This window comes from Shinella sp. 1A1 (assembly GCF_055379515.1).
Genome location: NZ_AP039672.1, coordinates 709,536 through 736,069 on the forward strand (window position 1 = coordinate 709,536; position 26,534 = coordinate 736,069).

Annotated in this window: 25 protein-coding genes; 16 read left to right on the top strand and 9 right to left on the bottom strand. The window is 65.4% G+C overall.

The features are described from left to right. Positions 1-19: 19 nt before the first annotated feature. The 5 genes from ACZ48C_RS19965 to ACZ48C_RS19985 form a co-directional block, all read right to left on the bottom strand. Positions 20-853, bottom strand: coding sequence for a carbohydrate ABC transporter permease (locus tag ACZ48C_RS19965; RefSeq protein ID WP_119255642.1), 834 nt, complete (start codon positions 851-853; stop codon positions 20-22). Further along, positions 850-1,773: a carbohydrate ABC transporter permease gene (locus tag ACZ48C_RS19970; protein ID WP_119255641.1), complete on the bottom strand. Its 924-nt coding sequence runs from the start codon at positions 1,771-1,773 to the stop codon at positions 850-852. The genes ACZ48C_RS19965 and ACZ48C_RS19970 overlap by 4 nt, the downstream gene beginning before the upstream one ends. Before the next feature lie 107 nt (positions 1,774-1,880). Beyond that, entirely contained in the window at positions 1,881-3,083 is a 1,203-nt protein-coding gene (locus ACZ48C_RS19975; RefSeq protein WP_464783805.1) for an ABC transporter substrate-binding protein, read from the bottom strand. A gap of 24 nt (positions 3,084-3,107) precedes the next feature. Further along, positions 3,108-4,088, bottom strand: coding sequence for an alpha/beta hydrolase (locus tag ACZ48C_RS19980; protein ID WP_464783806.1), 981 nt, complete (start codon positions 4,086-4,088; stop codon positions 3,108-3,110). Continuing rightward, positions 4,085-4,771, bottom strand: a complete 687-nt coding sequence (locus ACZ48C_RS19985; protein ID WP_464783807.1) for a GntR family transcriptional regulator — start codon at positions 4,769-4,771, stop codon at positions 4,085-4,087. The genes ACZ48C_RS19980 and ACZ48C_RS19985 overlap by 4 nt, the downstream gene beginning before the upstream one ends. A gap of 101 nt (positions 4,772-4,872) precedes the next feature. Here ACZ48C_RS19985 and ACZ48C_RS19990 point away from each other — a divergent pair, with 101 nt between their 5' ends. Next, positions 4,873-5,949: an ABC transporter ATP-binding protein gene (locus tag ACZ48C_RS19990; RefSeq protein ID WP_464783808.1), complete on the top strand. Its 1,077-nt coding sequence runs from the start codon at positions 4,873-4,875 to the stop codon at positions 5,947-5,949. Here the strand turns inward: ACZ48C_RS19990 and ACZ48C_RS19995 are convergent. Then, complete coding sequence (locus ACZ48C_RS19995; RefSeq protein WP_318912627.1) at positions 5,942-6,886, bottom strand: LysR family transcriptional regulator; 945 nt, start codon at positions 6,884-6,886, stop codon at positions 5,942-5,944. The two genes, ACZ48C_RS19990 and ACZ48C_RS19995, sit on opposite strands and share 8 nt — an antisense overlap. A gap of 120 nt (positions 6,887-7,006) precedes the next feature. Here ACZ48C_RS19995 and ACZ48C_RS20000 point away from each other — a divergent pair, with 120 nt between their 5' ends. The 7 genes from ACZ48C_RS20000 to ACZ48C_RS20030 all read left to right on the top strand — a co-directional run bounded on the left by ACZ48C_RS20000 (position 7,007) and on the right by ACZ48C_RS20030 (position 14,750). Then, on the top strand, positions 7,007-8,053 hold the full coding sequence (locus ACZ48C_RS20000) for an aromatic ring-hydroxylating dioxygenase subunit alpha (protein ID WP_464783809.1): 1,047 nt from the start codon (positions 7,007-7,009) through the stop codon (positions 8,051-8,053). A 13-nt stretch (positions 8,054-8,066) separates the two neighbouring features. After that, positions 8,067-9,173, top strand: a complete 1,107-nt coding sequence (locus tag ACZ48C_RS20005) for a 2Fe-2S iron-sulfur cluster-binding protein (protein ID WP_464783810.1) — start codon at positions 8,067-8,069, stop codon at positions 9,171-9,173. Between the two features lie 158 nt (positions 9,174-9,331). Beyond that, positions 9,332-11,287, top strand: coding sequence for a DUF2817 domain-containing protein (locus tag ACZ48C_RS20010; protein WP_464783811.1), 1,956 nt, complete (start codon positions 9,332-9,334; stop codon positions 11,285-11,287). A 43-nt stretch (positions 11,288-11,330) separates the two neighbouring features. Continuing rightward, positions 11,331-12,134: a transporter substrate-binding domain-containing protein gene (locus tag ACZ48C_RS20015; RefSeq protein ID WP_413251166.1), complete on the top strand. Its 804-nt coding sequence runs from the start codon at positions 11,331-11,333 to the stop codon at positions 12,132-12,134. A gap of 74 nt (positions 12,135-12,208) precedes the next feature. Beyond that, the gene (locus ACZ48C_RS20020; protein WP_119255632.1) at positions 12,209-12,916 is read left to right on the top strand and encodes an ABC transporter permease; all 708 of its coding nucleotides are present in this window, start codon (positions 12,209-12,211) and stop codon (positions 12,914-12,916) included. 3 nt (positions 12,917-12,919) lie between these two features. Then, a complete protein-coding gene (locus ACZ48C_RS20025) occupies positions 12,920-13,606 on the top strand; it encodes an ABC transporter permease (protein WP_464783812.1) in 687 nt (228 codons plus the stop codon). A 91-nt stretch (positions 13,607-13,697) separates the two neighbouring features. After that, positions 13,698-14,750 (top strand): diguanylate cyclase domain-containing protein, encoded by a 1,053-nt coding sequence (locus ACZ48C_RS20030; RefSeq protein ID WP_464783813.1) that lies wholly within the window; start codon positions 13,698-13,700, stop codon positions 14,748-14,750. Positions 14,751-14,770: 20 nt separating this feature from the next. Here the strand turns inward: ACZ48C_RS20030 and ACZ48C_RS20035 are convergent, their stop codons facing one another. After that, positions 14,771-15,373 carry a hypothetical protein gene (locus tag ACZ48C_RS20035; RefSeq protein ID WP_464783814.1) on the bottom strand — a complete coding sequence of 201 codons (603 nt, stop codon included), beginning with the start codon at positions 15,371-15,373 and terminating at the stop codon, positions 14,771-14,773. A 225-nt stretch (positions 15,374-15,598) separates the two neighbouring features. On the opposite strand from ACZ48C_RS20035, the gene ACZ48C_RS20040 reads away from it, so the two are divergent. Together ACZ48C_RS20040 and ACZ48C_RS20045 are read left to right on the top strand one after the other, a co-directional pair. Continuing rightward, positions 15,599-16,885 carry a glucoamylase family protein gene (locus ACZ48C_RS20040; protein WP_464783815.1) on the top strand — a complete coding sequence of 429 codons (1,287 nt, stop codon included), beginning with the start codon at positions 15,599-15,601 and terminating at the stop codon, positions 16,883-16,885. Between the two features lie 2 nt (positions 16,886-16,887). Further along, complete coding sequence (locus ACZ48C_RS20045; protein ID WP_464783816.1) at positions 16,888-18,393, top strand: mercuric reductase; 1,506 nt, start codon at positions 16,888-16,890, stop codon at positions 18,391-18,393. Between the two features lie 8 nt (positions 18,394-18,401). Here ACZ48C_RS20045 and ACZ48C_RS20050 read toward each other — a convergent pair whose 3' ends face one another. After that, entirely contained in the window at positions 18,402-20,168 is a 1,767-nt protein-coding gene (locus tag ACZ48C_RS20050; RefSeq protein ID WP_464783817.1) for an ABC transporter ATP-binding protein/permease, read from the bottom strand. A 348-nt stretch (positions 20,169-20,516) separates the two neighbouring features. Between ACZ48C_RS20050 and proV the strand changes: the two genes are divergently transcribed. The 6 genes from proV (at position 20,517) to ACZ48C_RS20080 (ending at position 25,907) form a co-directional block, all read left to right on the top strand. Continuing rightward, on the top strand, positions 20,517-21,749 hold the full coding sequence (gene proV / locus ACZ48C_RS20055; RefSeq protein WP_318912636.1) for a glycine betaine/L-proline ABC transporter ATP-binding protein ProV: 1,233 nt from the start codon (positions 20,517-20,519) through the stop codon (positions 21,747-21,749). A gap of 24 nt (positions 21,750-21,773) precedes the next feature. Further along, complete coding sequence (locus tag ACZ48C_RS20060; protein ID WP_464783818.1) at positions 21,774-22,658, top strand: ABC transporter permease; 885 nt, start codon at positions 21,774-21,776, stop codon at positions 22,656-22,658. A gap of 52 nt (positions 22,659-22,710) precedes the next feature. Continuing rightward, entirely contained in the window at positions 22,711-23,586 is an 876-nt protein-coding gene (locus tag ACZ48C_RS20065) for a glycine betaine ABC transporter substrate-binding protein (protein ID WP_119255624.1), read from the top strand. 149 nt (positions 23,587-23,735) lie between these two features. Then, the gene (locus tag ACZ48C_RS20070; RefSeq protein WP_464783819.1) at positions 23,736-24,398 is read left to right on the top strand and encodes a DUF6766 family protein; all 663 of its coding nucleotides are present in this window, start codon (positions 23,736-23,738) and stop codon (positions 24,396-24,398) included. A gap of 78 nt (positions 24,399-24,476) precedes the next feature. Continuing rightward, a complete protein-coding gene (locus ACZ48C_RS20075; protein WP_464783963.1) occupies positions 24,477-25,040 on the top strand; it encodes a cysteine hydrolase family protein in 564 nt (187 codons plus the stop codon). Positions 25,041-25,124: 84 nt separating this feature from the next. After that, a complete protein-coding gene (locus ACZ48C_RS20080; RefSeq protein WP_464783820.1) occupies positions 25,125-25,907 on the top strand; it encodes a pyrroline-5-carboxylate reductase in 783 nt (260 codons plus the stop codon). Positions 25,908-25,971: 64 nt separating this feature from the next. Here the strand turns inward: ACZ48C_RS20080 and ACZ48C_RS20085 are convergent, their stop codons facing one another. Further along, on the bottom strand, positions 25,972-26,406 hold the full coding sequence (locus tag ACZ48C_RS20085; protein WP_119255621.1) for an Lrp/AsnC family transcriptional regulator: 435 nt from the start codon (positions 26,404-26,406) through the stop codon (positions 25,972-25,974). Between the last annotated feature and the right edge of the window lie 128 nt (positions 26,407-26,534).

Sequence of the window (26,534 nt, forward strand, 5' to 3'; positions counted from 1 at the left end):
TGTCCTCTTTCATTCGCATTCAGCCCTTCACCGCGCCCTGGGTCAGCCCGCCGATCAGGCGGCGCTGCACGAGAAGGAAAAGGATGGTGGCGGGCATGGCGCCCACGACGGCGCCCGCGGCAAGCAGGCCCCATTCGATCTGGTATTCGCCGATCAGCGTCTGGATCGCGACCGTGACGGGCCGCACGTTCTTGCCGCCGAGGGTCAGCGCGTAGAGATATTCGTTCCAGGCGGTGATGAAGATGTAGATGCCGGTGGAGATGATGCCGGGCATCGTCAGCGGCAGCACGACGCGGCGCAGCGCCGTCAGCCGCGAGCAGCCGTCGATCATCGCCGCCTCGTCGAGGCTCTTCGGGATCGCGCCGACATAACTCGTCAGCATCCACACCGCGAAGGGAATGGCGACCGTCGCATTGGCGAGGATGAGGCCGAAATGCGTGTCGAGGATGCCCGCTTTGCGCATCAGCACGAAGAGCGGCAGGATGAGCAGCACGATCGGGAACATGTTGATGAGCAGGAATTGCAGCATCAGCACCTTGCGGCCGGCAAAGCGGAAGCGCGAGAAGGCGTAGGCCGCCGTAACCGCGACGGCAAGGCCGAGCACCACCGTGCCGCAGGCGATGATGAGGCTGTCGAGCATGTTGCCGAGGAACGAGGTCTGGCGCAGCAGCCGCACATAGTTGTCGAGGCTCCAGCCGGCGGGCGAGACGGAGACGCCCGTGGCGTTCAGCGTCGCGGTCGGCGTCAGCGAGGTCAGCACCATCCAGGCGAAGGGCCCCATGGCGAAGAGCACGATCACCAGCACCGGCAGGTCGGTGGTGAGGATGCGGCGGAGGGTGGAGGGCTTGTTCATCGTTCGACCTCCCGCATGGTCCGGGCGAGATAGACGGCGACGATCGCGCCGAGAAGGATGGTGAAGGTCACGGCGATGGTCGTGCCATAGCCGAAATCGAGGTTCTGGCGGGCGCGCACGAAGGCGTAGAGCGGCAGCGTATGGGTCGCATAGCCCGGCCCGCCGCCGGTCATCACGAAAATGACGTCCATGGAATTGGCGACCCAGATGACGCGCAGCAGCCCCGCCGTCGCCAGCACCGGCGCGATGCCGGGCAGCGTGATGTGCACGAACTGCCGCCAGGCCGAGGCGCCATCGATGGAAGCGGCCTCGTAGTGGCTGCGCGGAATGCCCTGGAGGCCGGCGAGGATCATCACCGCGAAGAACGGGAAGCCCTGCCAGGTCAGCGTCGCGATGATCGCATAGAGCGCGAGCTTCGGATCGGCGAGCCACGGCACGGCGGACTGCACGACAGAGAGATAGAGCAGGATGTCGTTCAGGACACCCGTATTGGGATCGTAGATCCAGCGCCACATCAGCGCGATCACCACGCTCGGCAAGGCCCAGGGAATGATGATGAGGGCGCGCGCGAGGCCGCGCCAGGGAAATTCCCGGTTGAGCAGCAGCGCCGTCACGAGGCCGAGGCCCATCTGCAGCGGTACGGTCAGGCCGATCCAGATCGCGGTATTGCCGAGCGCCGTCCAGAAGACGGGGTCGGCGAAGAGCTTGACGTAATTGCCGAAGCCGACGAAGCGGCTGGCATTCGGCTTCCAGAGGATGAGGTCGTAGAAGCTGGTGATCAGCGCCTGCACCATCGGGAAGAAGACGATGAACAGGGTGACGAGCACCGCGGGCGCCAGCAGCATGTAGGGCATCAGCCGGACGCTCCAGGGCGTCGGGATGATCACGGCAGTCGATGGTGAGGCGGTGGTCGCGGTCATGCGGTCGTTCCCGGCCGTTGGCATTCGAAAGATCCCATCCGCCCAGATGTTCGGGCGGGGCGGATGGGAAGGGTGGAGCGGACGCAGGACCGTCCGCTCCGGGGAGGTCACTGCTGCGCGAAGAGCGCCTCGAGCTGCTGCATCATCTGCTCGGAGGTGATCTGGCCAGTCAGCGCCTGCTGCATCGCGGTCTGCCAGGCCGTGTTGACGAATTCCGAGGTCGCCGTGTTCTGCGGCAACACATGGGCGAAGGGCAGCGACTGAACGGTGGCGTCGACGAAGCGGCGCTCATGCTGCGTCCAGTTTGCCGAGCCGCTCTTGGTGACGGTCATCTGGCCGGTCGCCTTGTTGAACTCGACATTGTTCTCGCCCTCGGCGAGGAAGGAGATCCACTTCCACGCCGCGTCCTTCACTTCCGAATTGGAGAAGATCGCAAGGGACTCGTCGCCGTAGGACGTCCAGCGGCCGCCGCCGCATTCGGGCACCGGCACGGCCGAGACCTTGTCGCCGAGCGCCTTGACCATGTCGTTCGACGAGCCGATGTGATGGATCGTCATGGCCGTGGTGCCGTTCTTGAAGGCGGCGGTGATTTCCTGGAAGCCGTCGTTCGGCGCGGAGGCCGGAATGACCTTGTCCTTCTGGAACAGATCGATGAGCCACTGGTTGGCGGCGATCGCCTGCGGCGTCGTCAGGCCGCCCGGCTCCAGCTTGGCGCCCTGCGAGAGCACGAAGGCGCCCCACTGGTCCCAGCCGCCCTTGCCGCCGCGAAGGCCGAAGCCGTAGGTCGCCGGCGCCTTGGTAAGCTTGATCGCGGCGTCGCGGAACTCATCGCAGGTCGTCGGCGGCTTCAGGCCGGCTTCGGCGAAGAGGTCGGCGCGATAGTAGAGATAGAGCACGACGTACTGGATCGGCAGGTAGTATTGCTGGCCTTCCGGCCCCTTGTTGAGCTCCAGCAGGTTGTCGAGCAGGTCCGCCTTGCCCGGCCAGGCGTCGATGCGCTCGGCAAGCGGCTCCAGAGCACCCATTTCCACGAGGCGCGGCTGGGCGAAGAGCTTCACCATCGCCGCATCCGGCGCATTGCCGCCGACCAGCGCGGTATAGAGGTTATCGTAGTAGCTGTTCCACGGAACGTTCTCCGCTTCCACCTTGATGCCCGGATTGGCCGCCTCGAACTTGGCGACGAGATCGCCCATCGGGTTTTCCGGATTGTCGAAGTGATACCAGAAGCGAACGGTTTCCGCCGATGCGGTGCTGGCAAGCAGCGCCGTCGCAAGCGCGGCCCCGACCGCAAGTTTCCTCCAGATTTTCATTGTCTCCTCCTTTGAAAATCGAATTCAGTTTGTACCGGTCATCCGCCGGGCATCGGCGCCCGCTGCCGCCAGCGCCTCGCGCGCGGCGGCAAGATCGAGCGTGTTCTGCAGGAAGCCGTGCGTGACGCCCGGCACGACCGTCAGGGTCTCGTCGCGGCCGAGGCCCTTCAGGCGCTCGTGCAGCACGATGCTGTCGGACAGCAGCGGATCGACGCCTGCCGCCATCAGATGCAGCGGCGGCAAGGCCATCAGCGCCTCATCCGATGCGAGCAGCGGACAGGCCAGCGGATCGGCCGAAACATCGCGGCCGCCGACATACCAGTGCCAGTAGCGCTGCATCTTGGCGGTCGTCAGACCCGGCCCGTTCTCGAAATCGCGATAGGAATCGGTGCGGAAATCGCCCGCATAGGTTCCGTAGAAGAGCAGCGCGCCGGCGACGGGCGGGCGCCCTTCGGCCTGCTCGTGCAGCATGACGGCGAGCGCGAGGTTGGCCCCGGCGGAATCGCCGGAAAGGATGAGCGGACCGGCGGTCACGCCGAGCGGCGCGGACGCGGCGAAGGCGAAGCGGATCGTCGCGACGACATCCATGAGCCCCGCGGGATAGGGATGTTCCGGCGAGAGGCGGTAATCGGGCAGCAGCACCGGCAGGCCGCATTCCAGCGCGAGGACGCGCGCGCAGCGCTCATGCGTTTCCGGGCTGCAGAAGGCAAAGCCGCCGCCATGCACGAAGACGACCGCGCCGGCGCCATGCCCCGGCGGCACGAGGACCTTGAGGCGCACCCGCGCCGAGCCGAGGCCCACATCCGCGTCGATCCACGCTTCGCCGACGGCCGCCATCTCGGGCAGGTCGACATTCCAGCGCCGGTTGCTTTCCTCCGAGAGCGCCCTGCCCTCGGCCGGCGACAGCATCGTCGGATCGGGCTGCGGCCCGGTCTCGGCGGCCACGCGGGCAAGCAGCGCGGCCATTTCCGGCGAAAGCCGGGTAATGTCGGGCACGATGCTCATTGCGTCGCCTCGGGAAAGACGTCGGGACCGAGGTCGACGATGGTTGCGATGTGGTGGCGAAGCGCCGCGCTCGCCTGCGCGACATCCCTGTTCTCTATCGCCTCGATGATCGCACCGTGGCGCTGGGCAGTCGCCGCCAGATCGCGCGGCGTGGTGCTGCGCGAAATCTTGAAGCGGTGATTGTGCACGAGGCAGCGGTGCAGGATCGGATCGAGCGCGGGAAGCTGCGCATCCTGGAAGATGCGGCGGTGGAAGTCCCGGTCGAGGGAGGCAAGCTCGAGCTCGTCGCCGGCGGCGGCCGTATCGAGCATTTCGGCAAAGAGCGCCTTGAGGTCGGAAACGAGCGTGCGGCTCGGCATCTGCAGCGCGCGCAGGATGCCGCTGCATTCGATCTGCTGGCGCACGCGGAACATCTCGACCGCCTCGGCCTCCGTACATTCGGAGACCTGCGTGCCGCGATGCCCCTGCCGGCGCACCAGCCCCTCTTCCTGCAACTGGAGCAGCGCCTCGCGCACCGTGCCCTGGCTGCAGGAAAAATGCGCGGCGAGATCCAGTTCCGTCAGCGCCGCGCCGGCCGGCAGGACTCCCAGCATGATGTCGCGCTTGAGCGCATTGAAGGCGGCCGCCGATTTTGCCGGCCTTGCCGCGCCTCGCGCATTCGACGGTGCAGAAAAATAGGTCATCGGCCGGCTCGCATGGTTGCCAATCACGTCTTGTATCATTATTGATATTGATATCGATAATGAAGGTCAAGGGCAGAGTTGACCTTTCGGAGGAGAAAGCCGTGACAGCAATCGCCTTGAGGCAGATCCGCAAGACCTATGGGTCCCTGGAGGTCATCCATGACGTCGACATCGATATCGCCAGCGGCGAATTCCTGGTCCTCGTCGGCCCGTCCGGCTGCGGCAAGTCCACCCTCCTGCGCATGATCGCCGGGCTGGAGGAGATTTCCGGCGGAACCCTCGATATCGGCGGAAAGATCGTCAACGCGCTGCCGCCCTCCGACCGCGACATCGCCATGGTCTTCCAGGACTACGCGCTCTATCCGCATATGAGCGTACGTGAGAACATGGCCTTCGGCCTGAAGATGCGCGGCACGGAGACGGCGACCATCGACGGCCGCGTGTCGCAGGCCGCCGACATCCTGAAGATCGAACCCTTCCTCGAACGCCGGCCGGCGCAGCTTTCGGGCGGCCAGCGCCAGCGCGTCGCCATGGGCCGCGCCATCGTGCGGGAACCCTCGGCCTTCCTGTTCGACGAGCCGCTTTCCAATCTCGACGCCGCCCTGCGCGTCGAGATGCGGCTGGAGATCGCCAAGCTGCACAATCGCATGAAGGCGACGACCGTCTATGTCACGCATGACCAGGTCGAGGCCATGACGCTCGCCGACCGCATCGTCGTGCTCAATGCCGGCAAGATCGAGCAGATCGGCCCGCCGCTCGATCTCTACCACCGCCCCGCAAGCCTCTTCGTCGCGCGCTTCATCGGCAGCCCGACCATGAACACCATGCCGGCGGCGATCGTCGCGACGGACAATGGCAGCGCGATCCGCCTGAGCGACCGCACCCTGCCGCTTGCCGGTCTCGACACCCCTCCTCCGCCCGGCGCCGCAACCTTCGGCATCCGTCCCGAGGACCTGATCGCCTGTCCGCAGGAGGAAGCCTGGTTCAGCGGCGAGCTCGCCGTCGCCGAACGGCTCGGCAGCCAGACCTACGGCTATGTGGAGATCGGCCAGCCGCGCATGCTGACCGTCGAATTCCCGCGCGACACGCCGATCCGTGTCGGCGACCGAATCCACGTTCGCCCGAACATGCAAGCGATCCACCTCTTCGACACAGCCTCGGGCCTCCGCATCAACTGAGCGGGGGCGCGAGCAGACCGGCGCCCGGCGCGGAGGCCAGGTCCTGCTGCCTGCCAATGGTCAGCAGCCATTTGTGGAACCGCTGGCCGACGGGTCTTTCGAGGGCCGCCCGGTCCCAGGCAAGGTAGTAGCTTTCCGGCAGCTTCATGCGGATATCGAAGGGAACCACCAGGCTGCCGGCGGCGACCTCGTCCCGCACCATGGAGATCTGCGCAAGAACGAAGCCCCTGCCATTGGCGGCGGCATCGATGGCGCTGCTCGACAGGGTGAAGGAAAGGCCGGAGAACGTCTGGCTGCCATCGGCGTCGATCAGCCGTGCCCAGTCCCGCCATTGCGGCGACGCCTTGTAGTCGGATTCCCACTCGACATTGAGGAGCGGGAATTTGAGGATATCCTGCGGACAGTCGAGAACCCGGTTGGCAAGCAGCGCCGGCGAGCAGGCCGGCACCACCCAGTCGGTGAAGAGGTTCGCGACATGCTCGTGCACATTCGCGCGCCGGCCGTAGGTGATGCGGAAATCCACATGCTCGATGCCGATGCGCGGCTCCTGCTCCTCGCCGAGAATGCGCACGCTCGATTCCGGACAGAGGGACTGCCAGTCGAAGATCTTGCGGCTGACCCACTTGTTGGCGACGGATGTCAGCGCGCTCAGCACGATCCCCGTCTCGTTGCGGGCGCGCGTCAGCACGCTGGCAGCGTGGGAAAGCTGCTGGAAACCCTTCGCCACTTCCCGGTAATACACCCGCCCCCATGACGACAGTTCAACCCGCCGGCCCCGCCGCTCCAGCAGCGTCAGCCCCAGACATTGCTCCAGATTGCGAACCAGCTGGCTCACCGCGCCGGGCGAAACGCCGAGGTCCTCGGCTGCCGCGCTGACCGAGCCGCACCGTCCGATCGCCTCGAAGGCTTGCAGGCCGCGCAGGGACGGGTTCGGCATGGTGAAGCTCCTCCGGAAGCGACGCAGTTTAGAATTTCTAAAAAAGAACGCAGCCGCTGGCAACTTGTTGGCACGAAAAAATCAACGAACATTCGCTTGGCAAAACGCAAGGAGAGCGAGATGTTTCTCAAGAACGCCTGGTATGTTGCGGCCTGGGACAACGAGGTCGACCGCGAACTGAAACCCGTGACCATCCTGGGCGAGAACATCGTCCTCTACCGCCTTCAGGACGGCACGCCCGCCGCGCTGGAAGATGCCTGTCCCCATCGCAAGCTGCCGCTCTCCATGGGCCGCATCAAGGGCGACGACGTGGAATGCGGCTATCATGGTCTGACCTTCGACTGTTCGGGCACCTGTACCCGCGTTCCCGGCGCCGAGCGCATCCCGCACGTCGCCAAGGTACGATCCTATCCGGTTCACGAGCGCTACGGCCTGCTGTGGATCTGGATGGGGGATGCCGCCAAGGCGGACCCGAAGGACATCTTCGAGGTCGAGCACTTCGACGATCCCGCCTGGGGCATCAACCGCGGCGAATCCATGATGCTCCACTGCAACTATCTCTACATGACGGACAACCTGCTCGATCCTTCCCATGTCGCCTGGGTGCACCAGTCGTCCTTCGCCAGCTCGGCCTGCGAGGAGACGCCGCTGGAGACGACCGTCAAGGAAGACGGCGTGACCGTCTGGCGCTGGATGATCGATTCCGAGCCCGCCCCCTTCTACGCGCCCTTCCTGCAGTTCGACGGCAATACCGACCGCAAGCAGCACTACGAGGTGCGCTATCCGAGCAACGCCATCATCAAGGCGATCTTCGCGCCAGCCCATACGGGCGGGGAAGGCCGCGACCTGCCGGACAACACCTTCCTCATGGACAGCTACAACTTCATGACCCCGGTCGATGAGAACCGTACCAAATATTACTGGTTCCAGATGCGCAATTTCGCGCCCGACGACGCCAAGGTCTCCGCGAGCTTCGCAAAGTCCGTGCGCGGCGCCTTCGAGGAGGACCGCGTGGTGCTGGAAGCGGTTCATCACGGCATGGCCAACATGCAGACGCCCAATCTCGACCTGAAGATCGATGTCGGGCCGATGCGCTTCCGCCGCAAGCTCGCCCAGATGATCGCCGCCGAGACGCAGGCCGCCACCGTCGCGGACGCCGCAGAGTAAGGATAGACACCGGATGCCCGATGCCGCGGCTTCGCGCTTCCGCCCCTTCGAGGTCGTTTCGAAGGTGCGCGAAAGCGCCACCATCACGTCTTTCCGCCTTGCCCCCCTCGAACGGCAGCACTGGCGGCCGTTCGAGGCGGGACAGTTCCTCACCATGCGCGTTCCCGACCGCAAGGGCGGGCATGTCCTGCGCAACTACACCGTCTCCTCCTCGCCGCGCGAGGAAGGCAGCTACCGCATCACGGTGAAGCGCGAGGCAGCGCCCTCGAAGGACGTGCCGGAAGGGCTGAGCTCCTGCTGGCTGCATGACGAGATCGAGCCAGGCGCCGTGCTGGAGATCGATCCGCCGCGCGGCGCCTTCCGGCTCGATGCCGCAAGCCGCCGGCCCGTCCTGCTCCTGTCCGGCGGCGTCGGGCTCACGCCGACGGTCTCGATGCTGGACGTGCTGGCGAGGGAAAGCGATCGCCCGGTCTGGTTCATCCATGCCTGCGACGGCGCGGCCGTCCATGCCTTGCGCGACGAGGTGGAGCGCCTTGCGGCGCTGCGGCCGGGCGTTTCGGTACATTTCTGCTACCGCTTCGCCGAAGACGGCGACCTCGATGCGGGCCGCTGCCATTCCACCGGCTTCGTCTCCCGCGCGACGCTCCAGAGCCTGCTGCCGCTCGACGACTACGAGGTCTATATGTGCGGGCCGCCGCCCTTCATGCAGGCTCTCTACGGCATCCTCACCGGGCTCGGCATCGGCAAGGAACGCATTGCCTACGAATTCTTCGGCCCGGCAAGCCTCCTGTCGGAGAGCGGTGCACCGTCGGTGCAGCCGGAAACGCCGCCGGCCGTCGCGCCGGTCGCGGATACGGACGGCGACGGGCTGCGCATCGTCCTGCAGAAATCGGGGCGCAGCCTCGCATGGGACGGCAAGAGCGAATCCATCCTCGCCTTCCTGGAGGCGAAGGGGATCGAGCCCGCCTTCTCCTGCCGGGCGGGCGTCTGCGGAACCTGCGAGCAGGGCCTCGTCTCGGGAGAGGTGGATTACTTCGAGGAACCGCTCGACGAAATGCCGGCAGACCGGGTACTCCTGTGCTGCACCCGCCCGAAATCCTCCATCGTGCTCGATCTCTGACGCCGGAGAGACCTGCGGGAAAGGGCCCATTGCCTGCAAGGAAGGCGCAAGCCGCCTTCCTTGAAACCAGACCAAGACAGGCCGGCCAACGGCCTCACAGGGGAATGAGAATGAACGCCAAAGCAGTTCTGCACACAGACAACCGGGAGCACTGTCGCATGTCCCCTTCCGCCCTCTTTTCCGGCGATTTTTCGGACCTGCGCAGCCGGTTTCTCGCTGCGGCAAGCCAGGCGGGCGCCAGCCTCGTCGCCTACCCCCATCCCCTGCACGGGCCGAACGGCGAGCAGCTTTCGACCGACATCGCCTATCTCGGACGCCCCGACGCCGCAAAGCTGCTGGTGCTGATCTCCGGCACGCATGGCGTCGAAGGCTCCTTCGGCTCCGCCTGCCAGACGGCCTGGCTCTCGCAGAACACGCCCTGGCAGCTTCCCGACGACACCGCCGTCCTCGCCATCCACCTGATCAATCCCTGGGGCACCGCCTGGAGCCGCAGGGTGAACGAGGACAATGTCGACCTGAACCGCAACTTCATCGACTGGCAGAAGGGGCCGCCGCGCAACGAACGCTATGCCACGCTGCACGACGCCGTCGTCTGGCGCACCTGGGAAGGCCCGGAGCGCGAGCGGGCGGCCGAGGCCTATGAGGCGGCGAAGCGGCGCTTCGGCGGCTATGCCGGCCTCGCTCCCATGATCGAGGCCGGTCAATATGCCTTTTCGGACGGTCTCTACTATGGCGGCGACGGCCCCGTCTGGTCCAACCGCACGCTCGTCGAGATCTTTTCGACATTCGCCCGGCAGGCGTCCGAGGTCGTCGTCTTCGACCTGCATACAGGCGCCGGTCCCTATGGCTATCCGGCCCTCCTCTCGGTGGCCGAGGGCGAGCATGCCGGGCTCGACTGGGGGCGGCATATCTTCGGCCCCGCCCTTTCCGTCGTTCTCACCGGCACGGACGCGACAACCGACACGGGCATCGCCGCGACCGCCACCGGCTATGTCTCGGCCGCCGTGCGCAAGGCCCTGCCGAAGGCGCGCGTCCTGCCGCTGGTGGTGGAATGCGGCACGCTCAACGGCGAAACGGTCATCGAGGCCGTCCAGGCGGACAACTGGCTGCATCTCTACGGCAAGGTGGACACGCCGCTCGGCGAGCGCATCAAGAAGGCGCTGCGCGCCGCCTTCATTCCCGAGGACGAGGACTGGCGGAACACGTGCCTCGCCACGGCGCTGCGCCATTTCGATCGCGCCTTTGCCGATCTCAAGGCCGTCGGCGGCGCGGGTGCCGAAAAGCCCGTCCCCGCCGCCGCGCCGGTTGCCGTCGTCGCCCATGCGGAGACGGTGCATCCGGGCGCCGGCGAGCGTCCGGCGCTGGAAGTGCACGACCTTCACAAGCGCTTCGGGCAGCTTTCGGTGCTGAACGGTGTCAGCCTTACGGCCCAGCCCGGCGAAGTGGTCTCGATGATCGGCTCCTCGGGCTCCGGCAAGAGCACGTTCCTGCGCTGCATCAACCTGCTCGAACAGCCGCATGACGGGCGCGTCGTCATCGACGGCGAGGAAATCCGCATGAAGAAGACACCGGACGGCAATGCCGTTCCGGCCGACATGCGGCAGGTCGAGCGCATCCGTTCGCGGGTCGGCATGGTGTTTCAGAACTTCAATCTCTGGCCGCACATGACGGTGCTGGAGAACATCATCGAGGCGCCGCTGCATGTGCTGAAGGAAGAGCGGCAGGCCGCCGTCGATCACGCGCATGCGCTCCTGAAGAAGGTCGGCCTTTCCGAAAAGCACGCCCAATATCCCGGCCAGCTCTCCGGCGGCCAGCAGCAGCGCGCGGCCATCGCTCGCACGCTCGCCATGCGCCCAAAACTCATCCTGCTCGACGAGCCGACCTCCGCGCTCGATCCCGAGCTTGTCGGCGAGGTGCTGCGCGTGATCCGGCAGCTGGCCGAAGAAGGAAACACGATGATTCTCGTGACGCACGAAATGCAGTTCGCGCGCGAGGTCTCGCACAAGATCCTCTTCCTCCACCAGGGAAAAGTGGAGGAAGAGGGTGCACCGGCGGACGTCTTCACCAATCCGCGCTCCGAACGCATGCGCCAGTTCCTGGCCCGTACGCTCTGACGCCCGCCGGCCGACAACAACGTTCAACATGGGGAACCAGAACATGAAGCTGATGAAAAGCCTGCTGCTCGCCGCGTGCTTCGCCGCCGGCACCACCGCCGCCTGGGCGGCCGAAGGCGAATTGTCGATCGGAACGGAAGGCGCCTATCCGCCATGGAGCATGGCGGACGCCGCCGGCAACGTCACCGGCTTCGACGCCGATGTCGGCAACCTGCTCTGCGCGAAGCTGGAGGTGAAGTGCCAGTTCGTCGTGCAGGCCTTCGACGGCCTCATCCCAGCGCTGAAGGCCAAGCGCTTCGACGTCATCATCTCGGGCATGTCGATCACCGACGACCGCAAGAAGGAGATCGACTTCTCCATCGGCTATGCCGAGCTTGCCAACATGTTCGTCGCACCGAAGAGCTCCGACCTTGCCGGCATCAAGGACCTCGACAGCCTGGTCAAGGCGCTCGACGGCAAGAAGGTCGGCGTGCAGGCTGGTACCACCCACGCGCACTATCTCGAGAAGAACGTGCCGAACGCCGACCTGAAGACCTACGACACGCTCGACCAGATGCAGATCGATCTGGCCAGCGGCCGCGTCGACACCGCGTTTTCCGACGTATCGGCGCTGGAAGACTTTCTCGCCAAGCCCGATGGCAAGGATTTCCAGCTTGTCGACGTCAAGATCGCCAGCTCTTCCGATCCGACCCTCGGCGAAGGCATCGGCGTCGGCATCGCCAAGGACAATACCGAGCTGAAGGCCCGTATCGACAAGGCGCTCTGTGAACTGGTCGCCGACGGCTCCATCGGCAAGGCCAGCCAGACCTGGTTCAAGTCGGACATCTCCCGGCCCTGTCAGCAGTAGCAACAGCGCGTTCCCCGGCAGCAGGCGCCGGGGAACGCCGCATCCAGAAGGCATGAAGGGTTCGGGCGGGAACGATGGAACTGGGAATCTGGCAGGTATGGGAGGGCGGCTGGATCGCCGCGATCCTGCGCGGGGCGGCGGTCACGGTCGCCCTCGGCATAGCGAGCATGGTCTTCGGCATCGTCATCGGCGTCGCCTGCGGGCTCATCAAGTGGGGGCGGATCTTCCCGCTGACGCTGGTCGTCGACTTTTATACGTCGATCGTGCGCGGCGTGCCCGAGCTCCTGATCATCTATCTCCTGTTCTTCTCCTCGGTGGAATTCGTGGCGCGCGTGGCGGCGGCCTTCGGCTATGCGGGGCTTGCCGGCAACGGCTATGCCTTCGTCATCGCCGTCATCGCCATCGCCTCCATTTCGGGCGCCTATTCGACCGAGGTGGTGCGCGGCGCCCTCGCCGCCATCCCGGCAGGCCATATCGAGGCGGCGCGGGCGCTCGGCATTCCGGGACGCCGCATCTTCCGCCGCATCATCGCGCCGCAGATGCTGCGGATCGCCGTGCCCGGCATGAACAATGTCTGGCAGACGACGATCAAGGATACCGCGCTCGTCTCGGTGGTGGGCTTGCAGGAGCTGATGCGCGCGGCCTTCGTCGGCGCGGGCTCCACCCGCCATCCCTTCATCTTCTATTTCATCGCCGCCGTCGTCTACCTCGCGATCACGCTGGTGAGCCAGGGCGGCTTCGACCGGATCGAGCGCCTGCTCCAGCCGAAGAACAGGAGCTAGGCCATGGATCTCGAACTCGTTCGCCTTGCCGTGCCGACGCTTGCCAAGGGCGTGTGGCTGACGGCCATGCTGACCCTCGCCTCCGTCGCCATCGGCTTCAATCTCGGGCTGGCGCTCGCGGTCATGCGGCTGTCGAAGAACCGGCTGCTGAGCGGCTTCGCCAAGGGCTACAGCACGGTCTTCCGCGGCACCCCGCTGCTCGTGCAGCTCTTCCTTTTCTATTACGGGCTCGGCCAGCTTGCCTTCGTGCGCGACAATCCGGTGCTCTGGTGGATCGTCGGCGACGGCGTGCGCTGTGCCGTGCTGGCGCTCGCGCTCAACACGGCGGCCTATACGTCGGAAATCCTGCGCGGCGGCCTCATGTCCATTCCCGGCGGCCTGATGGAGGCGGCGCAGGCCTGCGGCATGTCGCGGTTCCTGTGCTTCCGCCGCATCGCCTTCCCGCTCGCCATCCGCCAGGCGCTGCCGGCCTATGGCAACGAGCTGGTGCTGGTGGTGAAGGGAACGAGCCTCGCCTCGACGATCACCGTGCTGGAGATCACCGGCCACGCCAAGCGGCTGATGAGCCAGACCTATGCGATCCTGGAGATCTTCGCCATTGCCGGCATGCTCTATCTCCTGATCAACCTGATCCTCATCACGCTCATCCGCCTTCTGGAGGCAAGCCTCACGCGCTACCTGCCGCGCTGACCGGCATAAGGGGAAGGCAGCCCTCACTTCGGATTAATGTTTTCATATTAGGACTTGTTGTAAGGGGCCTTGCTACCAGCCGGTGACGAAGATGGAAAATCCAGCAACGAGCGCGCAACCGAGTGCCGACACTCAAGCCACGCCGCAATCGGCGCTCTATGGCCTGCTGGAACGGCTGCGGCGCACCCTTGCCGGCCCCTTCGACCGCCGGACGATCCTGGAATTGCGCCGGCAGATCGAGCGTCAGTCGGCCCTCACCCGCCGGATCGAGGCGGCGCTTGCCGGCGCCGACATCTTCGAACGCGCCTCCATGGCCGCGGGGATGGGCACCTGGCAATGCGAACTGCCCAGCGAGCGACTGACCTGGAGCAGCGGCACCTATCACCTCTTCGGCGTGCCGCAGAATTGCGGCCTGGTGCGCGGCGATATCCTGAGGAGCTACAGCGAGGATTCGCTCGCGCGGCTGCAGAGAATCCGCGGCGAGGCGATCCGCGACGGGGACGGCTTCGGACTGGACGCCGAGATCGAAAGCCCGGAATTCGGCCGGCGCTGGATACGGATTTCCGCGACGGTCGAACGCCGCGACGGCGATCCGGTCCGGCTTTTCGGCATCAAGCAGGATATTACCGCCGAAAAGACCATGCTCGATCACATGCGCCATCTCGCCGAGCACGACGTGATGACCGGCCTTGCCAATCGCACCCGCTTCCAGATGCGGCTCGCCGACATGTGCGGACCGGACGGATCGGGCGGCGTACTGATGCTCGTCGACCTGGACGGCTTCAAGGAAATCAACGACACGCTCGGCCACGCCCTCGGCGACGAGTGCATCATCGAATTCACCCGCCGGCTCCGCGCGACCTGCACGGGCGCCGAACTGGTCGCCCGCATCGGCGGCGACGAGTTCGCGATCCTCTTCGGCCCTTCCAGCAGCCGGGAGGCGATCGAGCGCACCGCGCGGCAGGTAGTCGATGCCGGCAAGCTGCCGATGAGCTGTTCCGGGCATGTCTTCAGCGTCAGCGCCTCCATCGGCTTCGCCTTTGCCGAAGCGGAAACCCCGACCAGCCTCTTCACCAAGGCGGACCTTGCCCTCTATGCCGCAAAGGCAGACGGCGGCGATACTTATCGCGAATTCCTGAAGTAGAACCTGAGCAGGCCGGCCGTCTACTGATCGGGCGAAAGACCGGTCGTCTGCTCCATGCGGCGCATGCACTCGTCGTTCCCGGCGAAACGGTAGGTGCTGTAGACGGCAAGGCCGTACCCCTCGTCGCCCGCAAGAACCACGCTGGCCGACTGCAGGTTCTGGAAGCGCCGTTGCAGGTGGTTCCACTGGTTGAAGATCTGCCGCTCCTCGGCGGTGATCGTATGCTTGAGGAGAAGGTCGCTGCCGGCGGCCGGCGTATGGGCCACGTCGACCTTCTCGTCCGGCTCTCCGAGCTCCTTCGTCATCCGCGCCGTGACGTCGGCGAATATCCGGCGAGTGAGATGGCCTTCATCGTCGTCGGCACGATAGGGCGTGACGGCGGTCAGGTTGCAGACGCCGACGCCATCGACGAAAGCGAGGATATATTCCTCGTAAAGAGGATCCGCCCCAGGCAGCTTCCGGCATACATATTGCCCCGTGGCATCCGCCGGCCCCTCCGCCAGCGGCTCGCAGCCGAGCGCCGAGGGCCGCGCATCCTGGGCAACGCCGAAGGGCGCGAGATTCGGCTGGATCGCCATCGTGTTGGCGATGATCGCAGCGATAAGGCCGAGAAATGCTTCCATGGGTGACGTCGAGATCCTGTTGCGAGCGGCGGCTTCCTGACGAAGTGTACCACGCGGACGTTTGTGAATTTAGGCGCTGTAGCACATTGGCTCCTGTCCCGCGATCACATCAATGGGAATGGAAACGGCGACCCCGGCGGTTGCGTTCGAGGGGCCGGTTGCTATGGTGGGCGAATGGCACAGCCGCCCGGTCGGCTGCGTCTATCCATTTGCAGGACAGGCTCCATGAGCGGCTTGAGGCGACTTTCGGATGAGGCACTGGTTGCCCGGCTTCAGCATGCGGCCTTTTCCTACCTGATCGACCATACCGACGAAGAAACCGGGCTCGTGGCCGATACGTCCCGCCCGGGATCGCCCTGCAGCATCGCCGTCGTCGGCTTCGCCCTCTCCTGCTATCCGATCGCCGTCAGGAACGGCTGGCTGTCGCGCACCGAGGCCGCGCGGCGCACGCTGAAGGTGCTGAAATTCTTCCTCGCCAGCCCCCAAAGCAAGGCGGCCGACGCCACGGGCTACCGGGGCTTCTACTATCATTTCCTCGACATGAAGACGGGCAGGCGCGTCTGGCAATGCGAGCTGTCGCTGATCGACACTGCCCTCCTGATGGCCGGCATCCTCGTGGCGGGCTGCTACTTCGACGGGGGCGGCGAGGAAAGCGACATCCGCGACCATGCCGACGTGCTCTACCGCCGCGTGGACTGGCACTGGGCGCAGAATGGAACCTCGGGCCTGTCGCAGGGCTGGAAGCCCGAATGCGGCTTCCTCCACTATGGCTGGGAAGGCTACAACGAGGCGACGATCCTTTACGTCCTCGGCCTCGGATCGCCCACCTTCCCGCTGACGGCAAGCTGCTACGATACCTGGAGCCTCACCTATCAGTGGGAAAACCTCCTCGGTCATGACGTCCTCTATTCCGGGCCCCTCTTCACGCATCTGTTCTCGCATGCATGGATCGACTTCCGCGGCATTCGCGATGCCTTCATGCGCGAGAAGAACAGCGACTATTTCGAGAACACGAAAAGCGCGATCGCCATCCACCGCGAATACGGGGAGCGCAACCCCTACGAGTTCGAAGGCTATTGCCGCGATTTCTGGGGCGTGACGGCGGGCGACGGCCCCTCGGTTGCGGCGATACGCCGGAAAGGCCGGGACCGCCGGTTCTTCGGCTACATGTCGCGCGGCGTGCCCTATGGCCCGGACGACGGCACGATTTCCCCCTGGGCGATGCTCGCAACGCTGCCCTTCACGCCCGAGGCGGCGCTTTCGGGCACGCGCCATCTCCTCGATAACTATCCGCAGGTCTGCCCCGGCGACCGGTTCTCCAGCGGCTTCAACCCGACGCTGCTGCCCGCTTCGGGCGGCTGGCTTTCCGAGGGCTGGTACGGGCTCGACCAGGGCCTTCTTGCCATGATGATCGAAAATCACCGCAGCGGCCTGATCTGGGAGATTTTCCGGGGCTGCGGATATATGCGCGACGGACTTGCGCATGCGGGCTTCGAAGGCGGGTGGTTATAGACATGCAGCGCACGGCACCACGGGCAAGGCCCCCAGACGAGACCCCCTATCTTCGGCGGGTGCGGCCGCAGGACTGGCGCAATCCGGAGCCGAAAGGCATCTACGATCTCGTGGTCGTCGGCGCGGGACCGGCGGGGCTTTCGGCGGCCGAATGGGCCGCACGGCGCGGTTTCTCGGTCGCGCTTGTCGAGCGCGCGCATCTCGGCGGCAATTCGCTCAATGCGGGGTCCGTGCCGTCCAAGGCGATCATCCGTACCGCGCAGGTATACGGCACCATGCACGATGCCGACGAATTCGGCGCGCCCATGCCGGTCGAATCCGCCCTCGACTTCGGCGATGCGATGGCGCGCATGCGCAGTATTCGCACGCGCGTCGCGGTCTATCATTCCGCCCATGACCTCACCGCCCTCGGCATCGACATCTTCTTCGGCGCCGCCCGGTTCACGAGCGCCGACACGCTGCTCGTCGACGATACGCGCCTGCGCTTCCGCAAGGCGCTTGTCGCCACGGGCGCGCACCCGCGAATCCCTGATATTCCCGGCCTTGGCGAGACCGGCTATCGCACGAGCTCGACGATCTTCGACATGACGGCGCTGCCGCAGCGTCTTGCGGTCGTCGGCGGGGGGCCGCTCGGCTGCGAACTGGCGCAGGCCTTCTGCCGGTTGGGGGCGCATGTGACCATCGTGCAGAACGATCCGAAATTCCTGCCGCGCGAGGAGCGTGACGCGGCGGAGATCCTCTCCTGGTCCATGGCGCGCGACGGCATGGAGATCCGCCTGAACACCGCCGTCGTCGGCGCGCGGCGCGATGGCGACGTCAAGGTGCTGGAAACGCTCAACAACGAGATGAAGGGCGAGATCGCCGCCGACGAGATCCTCGTCTGCACCGGCCGGCTGCCCAATGTCGACGAGCTCGATCTCGATGCCGCCGGCGTGGCATTCAGCCCTTTGCGTGGCATCAAGGTCGATGAATTCCTGCGCAGCAGCAACCCCGACATCTATGCCGCCGGCGATGTCTGCCTGTCGCTGAAATTCACCAATGCGGCGCAATCCTCGGCGCGGATGGCGGTGGAAAACGCGCTGGCGCAGGGCCGGCTGCAGCATGACAATTCGGTCATTCCCTGGTGCACCTTCTGCGATCCGGAGATCGCCCATATCGGCCTGCAGGTCTGGGAAGCCCGCACGCAGTCCATCCCGATCAAGAGCTATACGGTGATGCTGAGCGACGTGGACCGCGCCATCACGGACGGGCAGGAGACCGGCTTCGTCAAGATCCACATCGCGGAAGGCAGCGACCGCATTCTCGGCGCGACCATCGTCGCCTCGAGGGCCAGCGAACTGATCAACGAGATGGCCGTCATCATGAGCACCGGCATCGGCATGGAGGCGCTTGCCAAGGTGGTCCACACCTATCCCGCCCAGTCCGGGGCGATAATGCTGGCGGCGCAGGCCTATCGGCGCGACATCGACAGGGTGGCCCGGAGTTCCGCCGGAGGCGAGCCGGCCTGAAGCGCCCCTCAGGCGTGATCGCGGGCGGGCATGAGGCGGATGGTGTGTGCGAAGAGGTCGCCCTTCATCTCCTCCGCGCCCATCGCGATGATCGCCGATCCCGCCAGTTCCTCCCGGAATATGGCGGCGATCCTCTCGCCGTTGCCATCGGCGGCAAGGTCGCCGATATCGTCGATGACGATCCAGTCCGGGCGGTGGAGCATGAGCTGGACGACACTCAGCATCCGCCGCTCGTCGTTTCCGAGTTCATGCTCCCAGCGCGCATTGCGATCGAGCAGGGATGAAAGGCGTTCCAGCCCGGCCCGTTCCAGCGCCTTGAGGATATCCTCATTCCGGCAGGCATCGACGTCGCGCGGATAGCACAGCGCCGCCCGGAGCGTGCCGAGCGGCATGTACGGATCGCGCACCACCACGGCGAGGCCGGCATCGCGCGGCAGCTGGATGCTGCCCCTGCCCCAGAGCCAGAGGCCGGCAAGCGTGTGCGTCAGCAGCGTCTTGCCGGCGCCCAGCGTCCCGGTGACGAGCAGGCGGTCGCCGGGGCGGACCGTTACATGCGGCTCCGAGAGCCGAATCTTTCCGTCCGGCACGTCCATTTCCAGCCCGTCGATGACGATGGCGGGCTCCGGCGAGCGGGTGAAGGCGATGCGGTCGTCCGCCCCGTCGGCCGTGTCGGCTTCGAGGAGGGCAAGCCGGAATGCCGCGACACGCCGCAGCGTTGCGCGCCAGTCGGCGATGGAGCCGATATTGTCGACGAACCACCGCAGCGAGGCATGGAACTGGTTGAACGCGCCGACGGCCATCATCAGCCCGCCGAATGTCATGTCGCCGCCGAAATAGACCGGCGCGGCGATGATGATGGGCGCGACGATCGTTACCCAGCCATAGCCCGAGGTGACCCAGCCGAGCCGGATCGTCGCGGAAACGATGCGGCGGGTGGCGAGGATGACCGCTCCGAGATCACGCTGCAGCCGCCGCGCCTCGTCCGCCTCGCCGGATGCGACCGATATCGCCTCGATCTGCTCGTTGACCCGCACGAGGGAATAGCGCAGGTCCGCCTCGCGCGCATAGCGGTCGCCGTTCAGCGCGATCAGCGGGCGGCCGACCATCCAGCTGAGCCAGGATGCCGTTCCCGAATAGACGACCGCCGCCCAGACCATGTAGCCGGGAACCTGAAAGGCGGCGCCCCACAGATGGAAGACGAAGCCCGAGGAGAGCGCCCACAGCACGCCGACGAAGCTTGCAAGCAGGACGCCGGCCTGCAGCAGCCCGACGCCGAGATCGACGGAAAGATCGCACAAGCGATGGGCATCCTCGTGCAGCCGCTGATCCGGATTGATACCGATCTGCCCCCTTCGGGCGACGCAGAACGCACGGCCCGGCCGGAGCCATTCGTCGATCATGTCACGGGTCAGCGCCTCCCTGAGCCGCAGATGCAGCATCTGGTTGAGCCATTGCTGCACGACATTGAGGATGAGCAGCGCGCCCGCGATCTCGAAGAAGACAAGGAGTTGCGCGAGGAAGGCCTGCATGTTGCGCTGCTGCAGCGCGTCGTAGAACGGCCTGTTCCAGCCGTTGAGAACGATCTGGCCATAGGCCGTGGCAAGAATGACCGCGAAGATGCTCGCGGCGAGCAGGACCAGTGTCCGCCTGAGCGGCGAGCCGCGAAAGGCGTCGGCCATGGTGGCGAGATATTGCCGCAGCGGCCGTTCCTCCACACCGTCACGCATCCGGCCGGACCCTGCCTTAACCGCGATGCCGCCGCTGTCTCTGGTCATGCCGAGCCCTTCGAAGAGAATGGCGCGAGACTACACCGCGTCCTCGGGCGCCGTCCATTCAATCGGGCGTGACATGTCGGATTGCGAGGAATAACCGCGCGAATGGAGCCGCTGCGGAGCAGCCGCGAAACCATTCCATTTTCAGCAGAAACGAGAGATTGAAATGGAATTTTTTTCTTCAACTGTGGACATTACGGCATCGATGTGTCATAAGATGTCCAAATTGCGACGCTATATCGCTTTTGCGAAGCCCTTCGGCCTGCGCGTCCTTCCATCCCGCTGATAGCGTCATCAGCTCACAACAGACAAAGGAGAGCGCCCTGCTTCCGGAGCCGGGCCCAGTACAATATGGCTTTTATAACTGAGAGCGATCTTGCGGCGAACGACCGGCCGGTGAAGATCAGCATCAGGAATGTTTTCAAGGTTTTCGGCGAACGGCCGGAAAAGGCGCTCGAGCTTCTAGAGGCCGGCAGGTCCAAGGCCGAGATCCATGCGGCGACCGGCTGCACCATCGGCGTCAACAACGCGACCTTCGACATCCGCGCCGGTGAGATCTTCGTCATCATGGGGCTTTCGGGCTCCGGCAAATCCACCATGCTGCGCCTCATCAACCGGCTGATCGAGCCCACATCCGGATCGATCGAGATCGAGGGCCGCGATGTCGCCCGCATGCCGCGCGGCGAACTGATCGCGCTGCGCCGCCGCGACATCAGCATGGTCTTCCAGTCCTTCGCGCTCCTGCCCAACCGCACCGTCATCGACAATGCCGCCTTCGGGCTGGAAGTTGCCGGCGTCGGCGAGGCCGAGCGCAAGCAGCGCGCCCGCGCCGCGCTGCACGCCGTCGGCCTCGACGGTTACGACGACAGCCGCCCCGACCAGCTTTCCGGCGGCATGAAACAGCGCGTTGGCCTTGCCCGCGCGCTCGCCGCAGAGCCCACCGTGCTCCTGATGGACGAGGCCTTTTCCGCGCTCGATCCGCTCATCCGCACGGAAATGCAGGACGAGCTGGTGCGCCTCCAGGCCGAGCACAGCCGCACCATCGTCTTCGTCAGCCACGACCTCGACGAGGCCATGCGCATCGGCGACCGCATCTGCATCATGCAGAACGGCGAGGTGGTGCAGGTCGGCACGCCGGACGAGATCGTGCTGAAGCCCGCCAACGACTACGTGCGCTCCTTCTTCCGCAATGTCGACGTCTCGCAGGTCTTCCGCGCCGGCGACGTCGCCCGCAAGACGCAGGTGACGATCATCGAGCGCCAGGGCGTCTCCGCCGCCGCGGCGCTGGAGCGCATGGAGCACTACGACCGGGACGTCGCCATCATCCTCGGCCGCGACAAGACCTATCACGGCATGGTCAGCCGCAATTCGCTGATCGAGACCGCCCGCGACGGCGCGAGCGACCCCTACCGCCGCGCCTTCCTGCCGGATATCGAGCCGATCCCGGCGTCCGAGAGCCTCTCCAACGTCCTCGGCAAGGTGGCCGCCAGCGCCTTCCCCGTGCCGGTCGTCGACGAGGCGAACCGCTATCTCGGCTCCATCAGCAAATCCGCGCTTCTCGAAACGCTCGATCGCACCGCCTGATCCAGCCCCTTCGGAGATTATCCCATGACTTTCGATATCGGTGACGGCGTCGACAGCGCCGTCAACTACATCCTCGACAATTTCGCCCCGCTGCTCGACCTCATCGCCGCCGCCATCGGCGCGGTGACCAACAGCATCCAGACGACGCTCATGGCGACGCCCATGCTCATCGGCCTTGCCGTCTTCGTGCTGCTGTCGCTCTGGCGCGTCGGCGTCGGCTTTGCCGTCTTCACCGCCCTTTCGCTCTGGCTGGTCGACCATATGGGCCTGTGGTCCGCCATGATGGAGACGCTGTCGCTCGTTATCGCCTCGACGCTCGTCGCCATGCTGATCGGCCTGCCGCTCGGCATCGCCATGGCGCGCAGCGACCGGACCGCCGCCGTCGTGCGCCCCGTGCTCGACCTCATGCAGACCATGCCCGCCTTCGTCTATCTCATTCCGGCGGCGATGTTCTTCGGCCTCGGCGCCGTGCCCGGCACCATCGCGACGGTCATCTTCTCGATGCCACCGGTCGTGCGCCTCACCAATCTCGGCATCCGCCAGGTGCATGTGGAATTCATCGAGGCCGGCAACGCCTTCGGCTGCACCGCCGCGCAGCTGCTCTTCAAGGTGCAGCTTCCCAATGCCCTGCCCTCCATCATGGCCGGCATCAACCAGACGATCATGCTGTCGCTTTCCATGGTGGTGATCGCCTCGATGATCGGCGCGGGCGGCATCGGCAACACGGTGCTGACGGGCATCCAGCGCCTCGATGTCGGCACCGGCTTCGAGGGCGGCATCGCCGTCGTCATCCTCGCGGTGATCCTCGACCGGATCACCCAAAGCCTCGGAAAGGAACGCGCCGGCCTCTGGCGCGCCCTCTTCCGTCGTCAGGCGCAGCAGCCGGTGGGCACCACCGCGACCGCCTGAAGATGGCGGCCTCATGCGCCGCCGAATGCGAACCTTCAAAAAAGGAGCAACCATGTTCAAGACACTCGCAACCATGAGCCTTGCGGCCGGTATCGCCGTCGCCACCTTCGGCACCGCGCTGGCCGCGGACAAGGCGCCGGTCAAGATCGGCTGGGCCGCCTGGTCCGACGCCGAATTCGTGACCAAGCTCGCCGCCAAGCTCATCAAGGACGAGCTCGGCCAGGAGGTCGAACTCGTGCAGACCGATGTCGCCCCGCTCTACCAGGGCGTCGCGCGTGGCGACCTCGATGCCATGATGATGGCCTGGCTGCCGGAAACCCATGCCGACTACTTCGCCAGGGTGAAGGACAAGGTGACGACGCTCGGCACCGTCTATGACGGGGCGAAGCTCGGCTGGGTCGTGCCCAAATACATCCCCGAGGACGCCATCGCCTCCATCGAGGACCTGAAGAAGGACGACGTGAAGGACAAGCTCAAGGGCCGCGTCGAGGGCATCGATCCGGGCGCGGGTCTCACGCGCCTCTCCGAACAGGCCGTCAAGGATTACGGACTCGACGGCTACAAACTGCAGATCTCCAGCGAGGCCGGCATGCTGACGACGGTCGACCGGGCGTTCCGCAAAGAGGAGTGGTTCGTCGCCACCTCCTGGAGCCCGCACTGGATGTTCGGCAAATACGAGCTGCGCTATATCGACGATCCGAAGGGCGCGCTCGGCAAGGCCGAGCATGTCGATATCCTCGCCCGCAAGGATTTCCAGAAGGACAATCCCGAGGTCGCGGCCTTCCTCTCGCGCATGAAGCTGCCGATCGGCGATCTGGAAGCCGCAATGTTCGACGCCCAGGAAACCTCCTATGAGAAGGCTGTCGACAAGTATATCGCCGGCCATCCCGATCAGATCAAGGCCTGGCTCGCCAAGGAAGACGGCTAAGCCCTCTCTCCGCCTGCCAAGCATGACGGAAGGCCCCGGAGCTATCGTTCCGGGGCCTTCCTGCTTTTTGAGCGGCCGCCTTGCGAAGGAACATTGTTCCCTGCTGCCGGTTCTACCGGAGAAATTTGCAAGAGCCGGCGGAGTGCAGCGTGAAGTGGTTGAGAGACAATAGCCTGACCGTCGTCCTGGCCGTGGCCACCGTGGCGACATTGGTGGGCATGCTGTTCACCGGGCTCTCCGTCTATAACGAGGAACTGGCGCAGCATCAGCGGCCAGCGGTCGGGATTGCCGCCTATCTCGTCAGCGGGCATTTCCTGTCCGCCGTCTTCGAGAACTGGGAAAGCGAATTCCTGCAGATGTCGGCCTATGTCGTGCTGACCGCCTTTCTCTTCCAGCGCGGCTCGGCGGAATCGCGCGATCCGGATGGGAAGACGGAGCCGCAGGGCGAGGAGCCCACATGCCACCGCGGCGACCGGAACGCGCCGCTGCCTGTTCGGCTCGGCGGCATTGCGCGCACGCTCTATTCCTATTCGCTCGGCATCACCCTCTTCGGGCTCTTCCTGTTCAGCTTCGTCCTGCACATGCGGTACAGCGCAGCCGCGCAGGCGGCCGAGGCGGCGCTGCACGGGCAGCCGGCGCCCGGCCTTCTCCAGCATCTCGGCAGCGCGCAGTTCTGGTTCGAATCCTTCCAGAACTGGCAGTCCGAGTTCCTGTCGACCGCCGCCATCGTCATCCTGTCGATCTTCCTGCGCTATCGCGGGTCGCCGGAATCGAAGCCCGTCGCCGCCCCGCATTCGCAGACGGGCGACTAGCCGTCTGAGGAGGCTCCATTGACCGCCTGGGATGCAGCCCGTTTCTGCCGCACCAACTGGCGGCACCTCTGCGTCGACATGCAGCGTATGTTCGCCGAGGACACGCCGTGGCACGTCCCATGGATGGAGAAGGTGAAGGATGAGGTCGTCGAAGTCTCCGGGCGGCACAGCGAGCGAACGATCTTCACCCGCTTCATGCCGCCGGAGACGGCCGAAGACGCATGCGGCGCCTGGCGCGACTATTACAGGAAGTGGCCGATGATGACGCGGAGTGCGCTTCCCCCGCAGCTTCTCGACATCCTGCCCGAGCTCCGGCGCTTCACCCCGCCGGCAAGGCAGTTCGACAAACAGGGCTATTCGCCTTGGCTGGACGGCCGCTTGCACGCGGCGCTGCGCAGGGACGGCGTGACGGCGCTTGCGATTTCCGGCGGCGAAACCGATGTCTGCGTGCTGGCGACGGTGCTGGGCGCCATCGATCTCGGATACCGCACCGTCCTCCTGGAAGACGCGATCTGCGGCAGCGCGGATGAAACCCACGACGCCTCGCTGACCGTGCTGGGAGAGCGGTTTTCCGTACAGCTCGATCTGGTCCCGACGGCTGATTTCCTGGAAGGCTGCGCCCGATCCGCGCCGCTTTACTGAACCCCGCAGGTTTCCTTTCGGCACAGGGCATGGCAATGCTTCCACGCGAATGATCGTTCAGCCTTCAGCGTGACGGAACATCTCATGTCCCTACCCCGGAAAATCGGCTTCATCGGAACAGGCGCCATCACCGACGCGATGGTGCGCGGGGTTCTCGCCCACCCCGCCGCCGTGCCTCATGTCATGGTCTCGTTCCGCAGCGCGGATGTCTCGGCAAGGCTCGCCGCCGATTTCGCCGAGGTTCTGGTTTCGGACGACAACCAGGCTATCGTCGACGGCTGCGATACGGTCGTTCTGGCGATCCGCCCGCAGATCGCCGAAGAGGTCGTCCGACCCCTACGCTTCCGCGACGGGCAGAAGGTAATCAGCGTCGTGGCGGCGACCAGCAGGGAGACGCTCCTCGACTGGATCGACGCGGATGTCGACCTCACCCAGGCGGTTCCCCTGCCCTTCGTCGCCCGGCGCAAGGGCGTCACCGCCGTCTACCCGCCAGATGCGGGCGCGGCGGCCATCTTCAACGTGCTCGGCAATGCCGTCGAATGCGAGACGAAGGCGGAATACGATCTTCTCGCCGCGGCCAGTGCCCTGATGGCCACCTATTTCGGCATCATGCACCGCACGACGGAATGGCTCGCGGAAAAGGGCCTGCCGGAGGAAAAGGGCCGCGCCTATCTCGCGCCGCTCTTCGCGGGCCTCTCCGAAACCGCGCTTCATGGCGGCCGGCATGTCGATTTCATGGAGATGAGCCGCGAATACGCCACCAAGGGCGGTCTCAACGAGCAGGTCTTCCACGATTTCGACCACAAAGGCGGCACCAGCGCGCTCACGAAGGCGCTGGACCGGGTGCTCGAGCGGATCAGCCGCTAGAGTATTTCCAGCAAAAGTGCGAAGCGGTTTTGCGTTCGGAAATACGGCAATGCTTAGGCGTTGTTCAGCTCCGCTCGATATCGCGCCGGAGCACGATGGAGGTGGTGAGGTCTTCGACGTTTTCCAAGGTCGAGACCTCGTTGCGCAGTTCGTTCAGCGCGTTGATCGATCCCACCTCGACTTCCACCACGAGGTCGAGCTGGCCGCTGACGGAGGAGACCTTGCGGACCGAGGCGAAGCCGGCAAGCCGGTCGAGCACGCCGATCGACGGCGTGCGCTTCAGCGTCACGAGCAGGAAAGCCTGGATCTGCCCGTCGTCCAGCTGGCCGATATCGGCCCGGTAGCCGCGGATGATGCCGGCCTTTTCGAGCCGCGTCACCCGCTCCGTCGTCGCGCTGCGCGAAAGGCCGACCCGCCCGGCGAGCGTCTTCATGGGAATGCGGGCCTCGCGCGAAAGAATGCTGAGGATCGTCCGGTCTATGGCGTCCGTATCCTGCACCGCTCTCTCCCTGAAATGACACCGACAAGATGACGGTTATTATAAACAAAGTGCAGGCACAACCGGCATAATGCCGGATGCGGCGATCCGGCGTCCGTGCAAATCTCCACGGCGAAACGAGGATTGCC

Coding starts and splice junctions, on each gene's coding strand:
- ACZ48C_RS20080 (WP_464783820.1), top strand. CDS start 25,125: ATGTCCCTACCCCGGAAAATCGGCTTCATCGGAACAGGCGCCATCACC.
- ACZ48C_RS20020 (WP_119255632.1), top strand. CDS start 12,209: ATGGAACTGGGAATCTGGCAGGTATGGGAGGGCGGCTGGATCGCCGCG.
- ACZ48C_RS20005 (WP_464783810.1), top strand. CDS start 8,067: ATGCCCGATGCCGCGGCTTCGCGCTTCCGCCCCTTCGAGGTCGTTTCG.
- ACZ48C_RS19980 (WP_464783806.1), bottom strand. CDS start 4,088: ATGAGCATCGTGCCCGACATTACCCGGCTTTCGCCGGAAATGGCCGCG.
- ACZ48C_RS20035 (WP_464783814.1), bottom strand. CDS start 15,373: ATGGAAGCATTTCTCGGCCTTATCGCTGCGATCATCGCCAACACGATG.
- ACZ48C_RS19995 (WP_318912627.1), bottom strand. CDS start 6,886: ATGCCGAACCCGTCCCTGCGCGGCCTGCAAGCCTTCGAGGCGATCGGA.
- ACZ48C_RS20030 (WP_464783813.1), top strand. CDS start 13,698: ATGGAAAATCCAGCAACGAGCGCGCAACCGAGTGCCGACACTCAAGCC.
- ACZ48C_RS20050 (WP_464783817.1), bottom strand. CDS start 20,168: ATGACCAGAGACAGCGGCGGCATCGCGGTTAAGGCAGGGTCCGGCCGG.
- ACZ48C_RS19975 (WP_464783805.1), bottom strand. CDS start 3,083: ATGAAAATCTGGAGGAAACTTGCGGTCGGGGCCGCGCTTGCGACGGCG.
- ACZ48C_RS20060 (WP_464783818.1), top strand. CDS start 21,774: ATGACTTTCGATATCGGTGACGGCGTCGACAGCGCCGTCAACTACATC.
- ACZ48C_RS20040 (WP_464783815.1), top strand. CDS start 15,599: ATGAGCGGCTTGAGGCGACTTTCGGATGAGGCACTGGTTGCCCGGCTT.
- ACZ48C_RS19985 (WP_464783807.1), bottom strand. CDS start 4,771: ATGACCTATTTTTCTGCACCGTCGAATGCGCGAGGCGCGGCAAGGCCG.
- ACZ48C_RS20000 (WP_464783809.1), top strand. CDS start 7,007: ATGTTTCTCAAGAACGCCTGGTATGTTGCGGCCTGGGACAACGAGGTC.
- ACZ48C_RS19965 (WP_119255642.1), bottom strand. CDS start 853: ATGAACAAGCCCTCCACCCTCCGCCGCATCCTCACCACCGACCTGCCG.
- ACZ48C_RS20010 (WP_464783811.1), top strand. CDS start 9,332: ATGTCCCCTTCCGCCCTCTTTTCCGGCGATTTTTCGGACCTGCGCAGC.
- ACZ48C_RS19970 (WP_119255641.1), bottom strand. CDS start 1,773: ATGACCGCGACCACCGCCTCACCATCGACTGCCGTGATCATCCCGACG.
- ACZ48C_RS20075 (WP_464783963.1), top strand. CDS start 24,477: ATGCAGCGTATGTTCGCCGAGGACACGCCGTGGCACGTCCCATGGATG.
- ACZ48C_RS20025 (WP_464783812.1), top strand. CDS start 12,920: ATGGATCTCGAACTCGTTCGCCTTGCCGTGCCGACGCTTGCCAAGGGC.
- ACZ48C_RS20015 (WP_413251166.1), top strand. CDS start 11,331: ATGAAGCTGATGAAAAGCCTGCTGCTCGCCGCGTGCTTCGCCGCCGGC.
- ACZ48C_RS20065 (WP_119255624.1), top strand. CDS start 22,711: ATGTTCAAGACACTCGCAACCATGAGCCTTGCGGCCGGTATCGCCGTC.
- ACZ48C_RS20045 (WP_464783816.1), top strand. CDS start 16,888: ATGCAGCGCACGGCACCACGGGCAAGGCCCCCAGACGAGACCCCCTAT.
- proV (WP_318912636.1), top strand. CDS start 20,517: ATGGCTTTTATAACTGAGAGCGATCTTGCGGCGAACGACCGGCCGGTG.